Here is a 13,213-nt window from a genome sequence, read left to right as displayed (position 1 = left end):
CCGACGAGCGCGCCGCGGGACTGGACACCACCCGCGGCGAGTTCGCCGACCTCGCGGCCGACGGTCCCGCGGTCGTCCGCGTCGCCGCCGACCTCGACGTCGGCGTCTCGCCGCTGTCGGCGTACGCCACGCTCACCGAGGGCGAGTACGGCTTCCTGCTGGAGAGCGCGGAGAAGACGTCCGCGAGCGACCCCGACGGCGCGTTCCGGCCGTCGGACGCGACCGAGGACCGCCACGCGCGCTACTCGTTCGTCGGCTACGACCCCGCGGCCGTCGTCACCGCCCACCCCGACGGAACGGAGGTGCAGGCGCTTCGCGACGACCGCGTCACGGAGTTCTTGGACGCCGGCGACGGCGACGTGCTCGACCAGCTCCGCGGCGCGCTCCCCGACGTCGAGCGCCGCGGGTTCCCCGACGAGGACCGTCAGCTGCTCGACGGCGGGCTCGTCGGCTTCCTCGCGTACGACGCCGTCTACGACCTCTGGCTCGAAGAGGTGAGCGTCGAGCGCCCGGAGACTCCGCTGCCGGACGCCGAGTTCGTGCTGACGACGCGCACGCTCGTCTTCGACCGCGCGACCGACACCGTCTCGCTGGTGTTCACGCCGCTCGTCGGTGAGGGCGACGACCCCGACGCGGTCTACGACGCACTCGTCGCGGAAGCCGAGCGCGTGCAGCGCGAACTCGCTGACGCGGAAGAGCCGGAGTTCGGCGGCTTCCGCGTCACCGACGAGCGGGCGGGCGCCCGCGACGAGTACGAGGACAGCGTCGAGAAAGCGAAAGAAGCCGTCCTCGACGGGGAAGTGTATCAGGCGGTCGTCTCGCGCACGCGCGAACTCGACGGCGACGTCGACCCGCGCGGCCTCTACGCCGCCCTGCGCGACGTCAACCCCTCGCCGTACATGTTCCTGCTCTCGCACGACGACCGCACTGTCGTCGGCGCGAGCCCCGAGACGCTGGTCGCCGTTCACGACGACACCGTGCTCAACAACCCCATCGCGGGCACCTGCCCGCGGGGGTCCAGCCCCGTCGAGGACCGGCGGCTCGCCGGCGAGATGCTCGCCGACGAGAAGGAGCGCGCCGAGCACACGATGCTCGTGGACCTCTCGCGGAACGACGTGCGCCGCGTCAGCGAACCCGGGAGCGTGCGCGTCCCCGAGTTCATGCGCGTGCTCAAGTACAGCCACGTCCAGCACATCGAGTCCACGGTGACGGGAACGCTGCGCGATGACCACGACGCCTTCGACGCCACCCGCGCGTCCTTCCCCGCGGGCACGCTCTCGGGCGCGCCGAAGGTCCGCGCGATGGAGCACATCCACGCGCTGGAGGCGTCGCCCCGTGGCATCTACGGCGGCGGCGTCGGCTACTTCTCGTGGAACGGCGACGCCGAGTTCGCCATCACGATTCGGTCCGCGACAATCAGTCACGGGAACGAACAGGATACCCTCCGCGTGCGCGCCGGCGCGGGCATCGTCGCGGACAGCGGCCCCTCGGCGGAGTTCGACGAGACGGAGGCGAAGATGGACGGCGTGCTCGCGGCCGTCGAGCGCATCCGCGAGGACGTCGAGACGCCGGAGGTGGAGGGATGAACGTCCTCTTCGTCGATAACTTCGACTCGTTCACGTACAACCTCGTGGAGTACGTCTCCGAGCAGACAATCGACGGCGAGCGCCCGGAGACGACCGTCTTGAAGAACACCGCGAGTATCGAGGACGTACGCGACGCGGACCCGGACGCCATCGTCATCAGTCCCGGCCCCGGCCACCCGAAGAACGAGCGCGACGTCGGCGTCACCGCGGCCGTGCTCCGCGACGTGAGTCCGGACGTGCCGACGCTCGGCGTCTGTCTCGGGATGGAGGCCGCGGTCTACGAGTACGGCGGAACGGTGGACCGCGCGCCCGAGCCGATGCACGGCAAGACCAGCCCCGTCGAGCACGACGGCCGCGGCGTCTTCGACGGCATCGAGCAGGGGTTCCCGGCGGCCCGCTACCACTCGCTGGCCTGCGGCGCAATTCCGGACTGCTTCGAGGTCTCGGCGCGCACCGACCACGACGGCACCGAGCTCGCGATGGCCGTGCGCCACGAACAACACCCGATTACGTGCGTGCAGTTCCACCCCGAGAGCGTGCTCACCGCCGCGGGCCACGACCTCGTGGAGAACTTCCTGGCGGGCGTCCCCCAGTAGCGCGCCGTGCTCACTTCGTGACGCCGTAGCCGACGATTCCGGTGCCGGCTATCGCGGCCAGAATCCCCGCGCCGGCGAGTGCTTCCGTGTCCATCTCGGGCAGCGCGACGGCGAGCGCAAGGACGACAATCGCCAACAGCGTCACCTGTGTCCCGACGAACAGCGTCTGTACCGCCGACAGTCGGTCGCTCATACGCCAGCCGCGTCGCGGCGCGGCAAATTCGTTTCGGGCAGTCGCAGCGCGTGTACGCGCTCAGCCCAGCACCGTCGTCACGACCCACGCCGCGCCGACGAGAATCGTCGCGACGACGAGCAGTTTCCACGCGACGCTGAGCACGAACCGACCCACGAGAACGATGACTGTGACCGCGACGAGCGCGAGCAGGAGCGTGCCCAGCGGCGAGGAGGTCAGGCCGCCGAGCGCGAGTACAGCGAGCATACTCGCCCCCACGCAGACCACCGACTTAAGCGAGGGGGCAGTCGCCGGCGTCGCGTGCCCCCTTCGGTTCCACTGGACCCCCGAAACTGAAACCCGGGCTCCGTCGGCGGTTTCGCGCCGCCACGACCGACCACTTTCACTTCGCTTTGAACATCATTATATCGGTGCCAGTCCTACGGTTCAACCACCGCGAATCGGGCCGCTCTGGGGACCGCCAGCACGGGGGGCCGGAAGCGGAACTACTAACCACCCGTGCCCGGTACCTTGTCGTCCCTATCGACGCCCGAACTTCGACCATCCATGATACACCAACAACCCACCACACGGACTGTACAGCGGAGTGAGTGTCAATGAGCACGCCGAACGTCTCCGCGGACGAGGTCGACCTGCCCATCAAGCGGACGACCGGCGACACGCTCGAAGAACGGCTCACCGCGAACGCCTACCACAACATCCTGCCGGCGCGGTACCTCCGCAAGAACACGGACGGCGAGCACATCGAGGAGCAGGAGGACCTGTTCCCGCGCGTCGCGAAGAACATCGCGCTCGCGGAGGTCGTCTACGAGAGCGACGACCCGGTCGAGGTCTCGCCCGACCAGCTCAAGCCCGACCACCCGCGCCGCGACGAGCTCGCCGCGGAGGTCTTCGGCGAGGACGTTGACCCCGACGATTCGGACGTCACCGTCGAGCTCACGGAGAGCAACGTCAACAAGTTCGCCTACGACACCGTCGTCCCCGAGCTCGACGACGACGAGGTCCGCGAGCACGTCGAAGCCCAGCGCGAGGAGTTCCAGCAGCTGATGGCGGACCTCTCGTTCATGCCGAACTCCCCGACGCTGATGAACGCCGGCGACGAGCTCCAGCAGCTCTCCGCCTGCTTCGTCGACTCCCCGGACGACGACATCACGGACATCCACCAGACCGCCAAGGAGGCCGCGGAGGTCTTCCAGTCCGGCGGCGGCATGGGGTACGCGTTCTGGAAGCTCCGGCCGTACGGCGACACCGTCGGCTCTACCGGCGGCATCGCCTCGGGCCCGCTGACGTTCATGGAGACGTTCGACCAGATGTGCGAGACCATCGCTCAGGGCGGCGCGCGCCGCGGCGCGCAGATGGCCGTGATGCGGGTCAGCCACCCGGACGTCATCGAGTTCATCCACGCGAAGAACAAGGACGTCTCGCTGGCGCACACGCTGAAGCTCAACGACCCCGACGACTACACGTACACCGAGTTCTCGGAAGCCCTCGAAGAGGCCCGCGAACTCATCGACGAGGACGGCCGCGTCCCCGAGCACCTCCGGAACGCCGTCGAGGGCCACCTCTCGAACTTCAACATCTCCGTGGGCGTCACGGACGGCTTCATGGAGGCGCTGGAGAACGGCGAGGAGTACACGTTCACGAACCCGCGCACCGAGGAGCCCCACATCGCCACCGAGGAGACCGAGGAGATGTACTCCCGGTACGGGCTCGGCGAGTACGTCACGCCCGGCGAGGAGCTCTCGCTGCCCGCGGAACTGGTCTGGGAGCGCATCGTCGAGGGCGCCCACGAGAACGGCGAACCCGGCGTCATCTACCTCGAACGCGTCAACAAGCAGCACTCCTTCGACGTCGAGGAACACCCCGACCACCGCATCCTCGCGACGAACCCCTGCGGCGAACAGCCCCTCGAAGAGTACGAGGCGTGTAACCTCGGCCACATCAACCTCTCGACGCTCGCCGCGAAGGACGCCCCCGACTGGCGCGTCTGGAGCGAGGAGCACGAGTTCGACAGCCTCGAAGAGGGCGTCAGCCGCTTCCTCGACGACGCGCTCGACAACGAGGAGTTCGACCACCGCATCGAGCAGGGCACGCGCTTCCTCGAGAACGTCGTCACGATGTCGGACTTCCCGGTCGAGGAGATCGAACAGAAGGTCGCCGAGATGCGGAAGGTCGGCCTCGGCGTCATGGGCCTCGCGCAGCTGTACATCCAGCTCGGCGTGAAGTACGGCAGCGAGGAGGGCAACGAGATCGCCCGGCAGGTCATGCGCCACATCGACCACGGGTCGAAGGAAGCCAGCCACGAACTCGCCACCGAGCGCGGGAGCTTCGACGAGTGGGACAAGTCCAAGTACGCGAACCCCACCGACTACCCCGAGTGGTTCGAGCACCACACCGGCGAAGACCCCGCCGACTGGGAGGACGGCTTCCCGATCCGGAACCACAACACGACGACCATCGCGCCGACCGGCACTACGTCGATGGTCGGGAACACCACGGGCGGCTGCGAGCCCATCTACAACGTCGCCTACTACAAGAACGTCAGCGACGACGTGCAGGGCGACGAGATGCTCGTGGAGTTCGACGACTACTTCCTCCGCACGCTGGAGGCCAACGACATCGACGTCGACGCGGTCAAGGAGGAGGCCCAAGAGCAGATGTCGAACAACGAGTTCGACGGCGTCGACGGGCTGACGACCGTCCCGGACTCCATCGGCGAGCTGTTCGTCGTCACCTCGGACCTCTCCGGGAAGGACCACGCGGCGGTCCAGACGGCCTGCCAGCAGGGCGTCGACTCCGCCATCTCGAAGACGTGTAACTTCCCGAACGACGCCACCGTCGAGGACATGGACGAGGTGTACCGCTACATCTACGAGAACGGCGGGAAGGGCGTCACCGTCTACCGCGACGGCACCCGCAGCAAGCAGGTGCTGACGACGCGCGCGGACAACACCGAGTTCTCCGAGATGGACGAGGACGAGGCCGCCGAGGCCATCGTCGAGACCATCCAGGAGACGTTCGGCGGCATCGAGGGCTTCCTCGACAACGAGGACGTCCAGGCCGCGTTCGGCGAGGACCTCCGCGAGATATTCGCGGGCAACGAGGACGCCTTCGACGGCGAGTTCGCCGAGAAGCAGGCTCGCCCCGACCTCCTCCACGGCGTCACCCAGCGCATCGACACGGGCTACGGGAAGCTCTACGTCACCATCAACGAGGACCCCGAACGCGAGCGGCCGTTCGAGCTGTTCGCGAACACGGGCAACTCCGGCGGCTTCACGGGCTCGTTCACCGAAGCGCTCGCGAAGACCATCTCGGTGGCGCTGCGCTCCGGCGTGGACCCCGAGGAAATCGCGGACAAGCTGCAGGGCATCCGCTCGCCGAAGGTCGCCTGGGACAAGGGCGAACAGGTCAACTCCATCCCGGACGCGTTCGGCACCGCGCTGCGGCGCTACCTCGACGGCGACGTCGACCGCGCCGCCTACCCCCAGCAGCAGCGCCTCGGCGAGGTCGCGGAGGGCGCGTCCACGCCCGAGACTGACGGCGGCGCTGCCTCCGAGTCCACCGTCGGCGGCCCGCAGGGTCCGTCCGGCGCTGGCGGCGACGGCCAGCAGCAAGACGACGCCACGCAGTCGCTCATCGACGCGGGCGAGAGCCCCGAGTGCCCGGACTGCGGGTCGATGACGCTGTACTACAGCGAAGGCTGCAAGACCTGCGAGTCCTGCGGCTGGAGCGAGTGCTGAACTGAGCGACTAACGGAACTTCTGCGGTTCTTCTCTCTGGACGCGCGAGGGACACGCCTATGCTCGTCGCGCACGCAGCCGTGAGTATGAGCGAGGAATCGACGGACGCGGAACGCGGTGGCAGCCGCTGTCCGATGTGCGACGCGGCGATGTTCAAGCGCCACTGCAAGTACGTCTGCCCGCAGCACGGCGTGATTGCGGACTGCGCCGACCCGTTCAAATTCTGACTACGCGCGCCGCCGCCACGCGCGGTACGCGACCGGACTCAACAGCACGGCGGCCGCGAGCACGCCGCCCGCGACGACGACCGGGTTCACGTCCGTCGCGGCCATCGTGAACGCGTCGAGGCCGCTGCCGAGCGCGACCGTCGCGACGACCCACGGTAGTTCGCCGACGAGCGTCCCCGCGACGAACGACCGGAGGCTCACGTCGCCGGCGCCCGCTGCGGCCGAAACTGGTTCTGCCGGCGTCGGGGCGAACCGCGCGGCGACGAGACCGCGGACGTCCCCGGTCGCGGCGAAGAAGCGCTGGCTGCCGTCCGAGAACCGGCCGAACAGCCGGCCGTCGGCGGGCGCGTAGCGGCCCGCGGCGTACGCCGGGAGGCTCGTGACGACCGCGCCCGCGAGCGCGACCGGGACGCCCGCGACGAGCCCGTACTGGAAGCCCACGAGCGCCGAGAGCACGCTGATGGGCCAGCCGAGCAGCGGGCGGACTGCGTAGAGGCCGACCAGCAGGACGGGGAACCACGGGCTCGCGAGCGCGGTGCGGAGCGCGCCGAGCGCGTCGGCCGGGCGCGCCACGACCGCGAGCACCAGCACCGCCGTGAGCGCGACGCCGGCCGCGTACCGTTTCATCGCCGCCTGCTACCCGAGCGCGGGGTTTAGCGTTGTCCCTTCGGGCGTCGCGCAAGCGTTAAGCGCGCGCTCGCCCCACCACGAGGTATGACCGACGGCGACGCCGGGGACGTCGAGGACCCGGTCGAACTCGGGGTGGAGCTGCTCGCGAACCTCGAATTCGAGTCGCTGCCCGTCGCCGACGCCGTCGACAGGCTGGAGACCGTGACGACGCACCCGCGGACCACGCGGGAGATTCTGGAAGCCGCCGAGCGCCGCGGCGTCGTCGAACGCGACGCCGGCGAAGTCCAGCCGCAGGGCGGCAGCTACGTCTCCTTCCAGGCGGACGTGATTACGAAAGAGGGGGAGTTCTCGTGTCGGCGCTGCGGCGCGTCCATCCAGACGGGCTACTTCATCAACTTCGAGCACGGGGAACTGGGCGCGTTCGGCTCGTCGTGCATCCGCAAGGTCATCGGCCGCGAGTAACTACTCCTCGTCGACGAGGTCGCGCAGCGCCGCGAGCCGGTCCTGCTGGGCTTCGATGACCGCCTGCTGGGCGTCGAGGGCTTCGGCCTGCCGCTCGGCGAGCTCGCGCTGCTCGGCCAGCGCCTCCGCCAGCTCCTCGATGGTGTCTTCGAGGTCGTCCAGTTCGGCGTCCAGCTCCTCTGGGTCGACGGGCGGCTCGACTTTCGCCGCCGCGGTCTGGAAGCCGCTGGACGCGAACTCGTCGCCGTCCGCGCCGTCTGCGGGCTCGCCGGTCGCGCCCGCCGCGCCACCCGTGCCGGCGCTCGCCTCCGCCCGCGGCTCGGGTTCGGCCGCCTCGTCGTCCTCGCCGACGCCGCTGGTGTCGATTGGCTCGACGCCGCTGTCGAAGGAGACTTCCTCCGTGGCCGCGCCCGCGTCCTCGTCGACGTTCATCCGCTCGAACTCCGCGGCGCTGGCGGCGTCGTGGTACGCGTAGACGGCGTCCTCGACGGTCTCGCGGACGTCCCGGAACTGCTCGTTGGGCGCCTTGATGCGCTGGGTGCGCGCGGTCGTCTCCAGGACGAGCTGGCTGGAGACGTTGCCCTCCTCGACGTCGATGCCGGTCACCGTCTCGTAGTCGATTTCCTCGTAGTCGGTCCCCCAGACGGCCGCGCCGACGTGTTTCACGACGCGGTCGCTGGTCACGACGAGCGTGAGCTCGCTGAACCGGTACGTGCGCTTGACCGTCTCCCCGGGCTGGGTGACGTCGGCGGCGTTCAGCACGCCCGCGAGAATCGGGTGCAGCACGTCGTCGAGCTTCCCCGACGGCACGGAGAACGACTCCTCGCCGTCGAGCCCGTAGTCGAGCGTGACCGTCGCCTTCCGTCGCCCCTCGCTGACGCCGATTCCCTCGGCGTCGTGGGGGAACTCGTCGACGCTCTCGTCGCTCAGCAGGCCGTCGGCCGTGTAGACGAGCGTCCGCGTCGGCGTGACGAACACCGCGTCCTCCCCCTTCAGCGGCACGTGCGCGGCGACGTCCTCGTCCCCGAGCGAGGACTGGACGAGCGCAGGTACGTTCATGTACGCCCGAAGCAACCGCCTCGGCTTAAACCCGGCGGGTGCGTCGGTCGAGATGAGAACCTTCAAGAGCGACCTCCCCCTAGCCGGAGTCGAGCCCGGGTGGCTTAGCTGGTCATAGCGCCGCACTCATAGGGTTCCGAGCTTCGGTGCGGCATCCCACTCGCCACGTGGATGCTCAGCATGTCCGCGAGGCCCGCCGAGCCTCGAACCTGGGACATGCGGAGATCGAGGGTTCAAAACCCTCCCCGGGCACTTCTCCGACGCAACGACGAACGTAGTGAGGAGTCCGTCGTGTGAACGTCCGGAGGGTGGCGAACCCGTAGGCTCTGCGCGAACGCAGTGAGCGAAGCGCAGGAAGCGCGACGCGCTTCCGTGGTTCAAAACCCTCCCCGGGCACTTCTCTGACTTCGACGACTCCGACAGCCCGCGGTCTATGCGTCTGCACGCCTCCGAGCGGCCAGCGAGCGCTCCCGACGTCTCGGGAGCGCTCACGAGGCGGGCGCGGCGGCACAAATAACGATTGTGGCCGGTTCCTCCGGGAAACTGAGAAACGCCCTCAGAACGACTTGTAAAACGTCTCGGCGATTCTCAGGAACTCGTAAAACGTCCCCAAACTCGGGGTAGTCTCGGTGAAACGTACTGAAATCCGGGCAACGGTCGACCCCCTATATGGGGTCGGCGCCAGTAGGATGGAGTAGACGAGGTGAGACCCAATGTCTGCCCCCTCCCGCTCCGCACTGGCCGAGGTCGCATCGGACGCCGTGAACACGCCCGCGTCCGCCACCCTCCTGAAGCCCTTCGAGGTCGCCGGCTTCTGGGCGGCGGTCGCCCTCCCGTTCCTGTACACGCCGCTCGTGCTCGCTGGTCCCGACACGACGGCCCAGCAGACCGCGCTCGCCGCGATGGTCGCCCTCCACGTCGTCGCGCTCGTGCTCGGTCACCGCCACAACACGAGCTAACGCGCCGAAGACGCGTCGCTTAACACAGCCGCCCATCTCGGTCCCCGTATGGGTCTCGACGCTGTTTCGCTCGGCCGCACCGGCCTCCGCGTCTCCGAGGTCGCGTTCGGGACGTGGCGGTTCGGCCGCGAGAACGACGCCGGCGAGGTCGAAGTCGGCCGCGAGCGCGCACACGAACTTCTGGACGCGTACGCCGACGCCGGCGGCCGCTTCATCGATACGGCAGACATGTACGGCAGCGGCCGCGCCGAGCAGTACATCGGCGAGTGGCTCGCCGGCCGCGACCGCGACGAGTACGTCGTCGCGTCCAAGATTTACTGGCCCACCCGCGAGGGGCCGAACGGCCGCGGGCTGAACCGCAAGCACCTCCGGAACAACGTGGACGCGATTCTCGACCGCCTCGACACCGACTATCTGGACGTCCTCTACATCCACCGCTGGGACGACCGGACGCCCGCCCGCGAGTTCATGCGCACGCTCGACGAGTTCGTGCGCGACGGGAAGGTCCACTACCTCGGCGCCTCGACGTTCGAGCCGAACGCGTGGAAGGTCGCGAAAGCCAACGAGATTGCGCGCCGCGAGGGGTACGAGCCGTTCACGGTCGTCCAGCCGCGGTACAACGCCGTCAACCGCGAAATCGAGGCGACGTACCTCGACATGTGCCGGGACTACGACCTCGGCGTCGTGCCGTGGTCGCCGCTGGCCGGTGGGTTCCTCACCGGGAAGTACGCGCGTGGCGAGGTGCCGCCCGAGGGGACGCGGGGCGCGACCGACCAGCAGTTCGTAGACTCGTATCTCACGCCGGAGAACTTCGACGCGCTCGAAGAAGTCGAGGCGGTCGCCGAGGAAGTCGGCGCGACGCCCGCGCAGGTCTCGCTTTCGTGGCTGCTCCACCACGAGCAGGTCGTCGCGCCCATCACGGGCGCCCGCACGCCCGACCAGCTCCGCGAGAACCTCGCGGCCGCGGACCTCACGCTGAGCGCCGACCAGTTCGAGCGCATCGCCGACGCGAAGTAGCTACCTCCACGCGGCGCGGACGTTCCGCAGTTCGGCCGCGAGCGCGCGCCGCTTCAGCAGGCAGAAGCCCGCGAAGATGACGGCGAAGCCGGCGACCGTGTGCGGGGTAATCGGCTCCGCGAGCACGAGCAGGCCGACGACCGCTGCGAAGACGGGCGCGACGTAGCTCACGAGGTTGATTTCGATGGGGCCGAGCCGCTCCAGCAGTTCGAAGTAGACGAGGAAGCCGGCGGCGCTGGCGACCAGCGAGAGGTACGCGATGGCGAACAGCGCGTCCGTATTCTGTGGAATCGCCTGCGTCTCGCCGCGCGCGAGGCTGGCGGCGTGCATGAGGAGCGCGCCGAGAATCATCGCCCACGCTTCCATCGTTTCGATGTCGAGGTCGTCGTCGACGCGCTGAGTGAGCACGCTCCCGAGCGCGAAACACGTCGACGCCGCGAACACGAGGAGGACGCCGACCGTGTTCCCGCCGAGGAGGTTCGAGGTGTCGGGGTTCGAGAGCACGGCGACGCCGACGAGCCCGAGCAGCAGGCCCGCGATGCCGCCCAGCGAGAGGCGCTCGGAGGGGAGGAACGCGCGAGCGAACCCCGTCGTGAGCACGGGACTGAGGCTGACGACGACGGCGGCGACGGCGCTCGTGGTCTGTTGTTCGCCGACGAAGAGGAAGGCGTGGTAGGCGGCGATGATGAAGACCGCGGCGATGCCGACGACCGTCCAGTCGGCGCGCGACTGCGGGAGCCAGTTGTCGGCGGCGTACGCCGCGTACGCGAGCATCAGCACGCCCGCGACATCGTAGCGGACCGCCGCGAACAGCACGGGCTCGAAGCCGGCGTCGAGGCCGGCCTTGATGGCGACGAACGCCGATCCCCAGGCCGCTGCGAGCGCGAGAAACAGTCCGGCGTTCCGGTAGTTGGTCACGTTGAACCTCCGTCCGGGGGTACGTTTACGCTTTCGGAGCCGTCCCCGTTTTGCCGCTTAGGCGTTGCGCTCGTCGCGGAGCGCGCGCAGCACGTCCTGCCTGGTGACGATGCCGACGACGACGTCGTCCTCGACGACCGGGACGCGGTTGACGTCGCACTCGTCGGCCGCGAGGATGGCGAGCACGTCGTCGACGCTGGCGTCGGGGCCGACCGTCAGGACGTCCCGCGTCATGATTTTCTTGACGGGCTTGCCGGCGTTCTTCGCGAGGTCGAGTTCGGTCTCCAGTTCGTTCCACGAGAGGTCGATGCCGTAGTCCAGCGTCTCGAGGAACGGCGGGAGGCCGATGGGAATCCAGACGGTGTGGTCTTTGGGCTGGAACAGCTCCACGAAGTCGCGCTGGGTGACGACGCCGACGAGGCGGTTGTCGTCGTCCACGACGGGGAACCCCGTGAAGTCGCGTCGAGCGAGCTGCTGGAGGACGTCGCTGACGTCGTCGTCCTCGTGGACGGTCTCGACGGCTTCGGTCATCAGGTCGCGTGCCTGCATACGGGAGTCCTCGCAGCCACGCCACCTATCGCTTTGGATGCGGGGCGGCTCAGAGCAGGTCGCCGTCGAAAGGCTCGTCGGTGCGGTCGTGGACGGCGACCAGCCCCTCGTCGGGCGTGACCAACAGGAAGAGGACGGCGGCGTCCTCGTGGACGGCGAGCAGGGTTTCGACGTCGCCGTGGGCGTCGACTTCGGTGTCTTCGGTGGCGTCCCCGAGTTCGAGCGCGCGCTCGCGGAGCTGGTGGATGCGCGGGAGCAGGTCCTCTTCGAGGCGCCGCTCGTCGACGTATCGGACGTCGACGCCGTTCGGGTCGTACCGGAAGACGACGCGGAGGGCGTCCCCGCCGCGTCGCTTCACCGCCTCCGTCGCCCGGCGGAACGTGTCGTCCGGCCCACCCCCGTCGTACGACGTGTTAGCCTTTGCCATATTTGTTGTTAGTTAGTATACATCAATGAGTGTTTGGTTAGCGCGCTAACTATCTGGGGCGAACGAAATCCGTGCGTCGGCGAACGTGCCCGCGGCGAGGCCGCGCCGAACGCGCGCGCTGACCGGCGGACCGCTTAAGTTCCGGCGCTCGTTACGGTGCGTATGGCCATCGTGGGCCGGTCGAAACTCCGAGACCTGTTCGACGAGTCGCCGACGCCGCACATCGCCCACCCCCCGCAGTCCCACCGCCGCGATTTCTACGTCGCGACCGACGGCTCCTACTCCCGGGACGGCAGCGGGCTCGGTGTCATCGTCGAAACCCGGGACGGCGAGCGGGTCGCCCGCTTCGCCGTGCCCGACGAAGCCCCGAACAACAACGTCGCCGAGTACCGCGCGCTCCACCTCGGACTGGACGTGCTCGCGGCGCGCACGCCGCGGGACGCGCGCATCGGCGTGCTCGTCGACCACAACGACCTCGCGGGCGACGTCAACACCGCCGCGCTCGCCGCCCGCGCCCACGACTACCGCCCCATCAAGGAGTTCTCGCCGCCCGCGACCGCCGACCACCACTGGCGCGGCATCCGCGCGCGCGTCGTCGGCTTCGAGGAAGTGCGCGCCGCCCAGCTGGACAGCAACACCAACCCCGCGCACGTGCTCGCGAACGAGCCCGAGCAGTACGGCCACGTCAACGACGAACCCGCGCGCTGCCTGCTCCCCGAGCGCGAAACCGGCGACTCGCAGGTGCCGCCGCCCTCCCGTAGTGACCGCCGCGCTAGCGACTGAGATCCACTTTTTGCGCTACGTGGGGCGCGCAAAGCACGCCCCACTCGGCAAAAACTTAGTGAAAAAG

The 13,213-nt window shown here is 68.9% G+C and carries 15 protein-coding genes and 1 tRNA gene; 9 read left to right on the top strand and 7 right to left on the bottom strand.

Annotated features, from left to right (window positions below; all coding sequences use genetic code 11):
• Positions 1-20: 20 nt before the first annotated feature.
• Together trpE and trpG are read left to right on the top strand one after the other, a co-directional pair.
• On the top strand, positions 21-1,586 hold the full coding sequence (gene trpE / locus HHUB_RS09425; protein WP_059058260.1) for an anthranilate synthase component I: 1,566 nt from the start codon (positions 21-23) through the stop codon (positions 1,584-1,586).
• The gene (trpG, locus tag HHUB_RS09420) at positions 1,583-2,182 is read left to right on the top strand and encodes an anthranilate synthase component II (RefSeq protein ID WP_059057366.1); all 600 of its coding nucleotides are present in this window, start codon (positions 1,583-1,585) and stop codon (positions 2,180-2,182) included. The genes trpE and trpG overlap by 4 nt, the downstream gene beginning before the upstream one ends.
• 10 nt (positions 2,183-2,192) lie before the next feature.
• Here the strand turns inward: trpG and HHUB_RS09415 are convergent, their stop codons facing one another.
• Positions 2,193-2,375: a hypothetical protein gene (locus tag HHUB_RS09415; protein ID WP_059057365.1), complete on the bottom strand. Its 183-nt coding sequence runs from the start codon at positions 2,373-2,375 to the stop codon at positions 2,193-2,195.
• 60 nt (positions 2,376-2,435) lie between these two features.
• Positions 2,436-2,621: a hypothetical protein gene (locus HHUB_RS09410; RefSeq protein ID WP_059057364.1), complete on the bottom strand. Its 186-nt coding sequence runs from the start codon at positions 2,619-2,621 to the stop codon at positions 2,436-2,438.
• A 350-nt stretch (positions 2,622-2,971) separates the two neighbouring features.
• Between HHUB_RS09410 and HHUB_RS09405 the strand changes: the two genes are divergently transcribed.
• A complete protein-coding gene (locus tag HHUB_RS09405; protein ID WP_059057363.1) occupies positions 2,972-6,115 on the top strand; it encodes an adenosylcobalamin-dependent ribonucleoside-diphosphate reductase in 3,144 nt (1,047 codons plus the stop codon).
• Between the two features lie 86 nt (positions 6,116-6,201).
• Positions 6,202-6,342: an HVO_2523 family zinc finger protein gene (locus HHUB_RS17085; protein ID WP_169793406.1), complete on the top strand. Its 141-nt coding sequence runs from the start codon at positions 6,202-6,204 to the stop codon at positions 6,340-6,342.
• On the opposite strand, the gene HHUB_RS09400 is transcribed toward HHUB_RS17085, so the two are convergent.
• Positions 6,343-6,969 (bottom strand): TVP38/TMEM64 family protein, encoded by a 627-nt coding sequence (locus tag HHUB_RS09400; RefSeq protein WP_059057362.1) that lies wholly within the window; start codon positions 6,967-6,969, stop codon positions 6,343-6,345.
• A gap of 87 nt (positions 6,970-7,056) precedes the next feature.
• On the opposite strand from HHUB_RS09400, the gene HHUB_RS09395 reads away from it, so the two are divergent.
• On the top strand, positions 7,057-7,434 hold the full coding sequence (locus tag HHUB_RS09395) for a DUF5830 family protein (RefSeq protein WP_059057361.1): 378 nt from the start codon (positions 7,057-7,059) through the stop codon (positions 7,432-7,434).
• On the opposite strand, the gene HHUB_RS09390 is transcribed toward HHUB_RS09395, so the two are convergent.
• Complete coding sequence (locus HHUB_RS09390; protein WP_059057360.1) at positions 7,435-8,493, bottom strand: DUF7115 domain-containing protein; 1,059 nt, start codon at positions 8,491-8,493, stop codon at positions 7,435-7,437.
• A 93-nt stretch (positions 8,494-8,586) separates the two neighbouring features.
• Here HHUB_RS09390 and HHUB_RS16630 point away from each other — a divergent pair.
• The 3 genes from HHUB_RS16630 (at position 8,587) to HHUB_RS09380 (ending at position 10,469) form a co-directional block, all read left to right on the top strand.
• Positions 8,587-8,745, top strand: a tRNA-Met gene (locus tag HHUB_RS16630).
• Between the two features lie 461 nt (positions 8,746-9,206).
• Positions 9,207-9,452, top strand: a complete 246-nt coding sequence (locus HHUB_RS09385) for a hypothetical protein (RefSeq protein WP_059057359.1) — start codon at positions 9,207-9,209, stop codon at positions 9,450-9,452.
• A gap of 48 nt (positions 9,453-9,500) precedes the next feature.
• Positions 9,501-10,469, top strand: coding sequence for an aldo/keto reductase (locus HHUB_RS09380; protein WP_059057358.1), 969 nt, complete (start codon positions 9,501-9,503; stop codon positions 10,467-10,469).
• Here HHUB_RS09380 and HHUB_RS09375 read toward each other — a convergent pair whose 3' ends face one another.
• Genes HHUB_RS09375 through HHUB_RS09365 form a run of 3 tightly spaced genes read right to left on the bottom strand, consistent with a single transcriptional unit; the run spans position 10,470 to position 12,363 of the window.
• Positions 10,470-11,387: a DMT family transporter gene (locus HHUB_RS09375; RefSeq protein ID WP_059057357.1), complete on the bottom strand. Its 918-nt coding sequence runs from the start codon at positions 11,385-11,387 to the stop codon at positions 10,470-10,472.
• Between the two features lie 57 nt (positions 11,388-11,444).
• The gene (locus tag HHUB_RS09370) at positions 11,445-11,936 is read right to left on the bottom strand and encodes a CBS domain-containing protein (RefSeq protein WP_059057356.1); all 492 of its coding nucleotides are present in this window, start codon (positions 11,934-11,936) and stop codon (positions 11,445-11,447) included.
• 49 nt (positions 11,937-11,985) lie between these two features.
• Complete coding sequence (locus HHUB_RS09365; protein ID WP_059057355.1) at positions 11,986-12,363, bottom strand: hypothetical protein; 378 nt, start codon at positions 12,361-12,363, stop codon at positions 11,986-11,988.
• A 162-nt stretch (positions 12,364-12,525) separates the two neighbouring features.
• Here HHUB_RS09365 and HHUB_RS09360 point away from each other — a divergent pair, with 162 nt between their 5' ends.
• Positions 12,526-13,146, top strand: a complete 621-nt coding sequence (locus HHUB_RS09360) for a ribonuclease H family protein (RefSeq protein ID WP_059057354.1) — start codon at positions 12,526-12,528, stop codon at positions 13,144-13,146.
• Positions 13,147-13,213: the final 67 nt, after the last annotated feature.

The sequence above is a fragment of the Halobacterium hubeiense genome, from assembly GCF_001488575.1.
Lineage (GTDB): Archaea > Halobacteriota > Halobacteria > Halobacteriales > Halobacteriaceae > Halobacterium > Halobacterium hubeiense.
The sequence above is the reverse complement of the archived record's forward strand: the minus strand, read 5'-3'. Positions and strand labels throughout refer to the sequence as shown.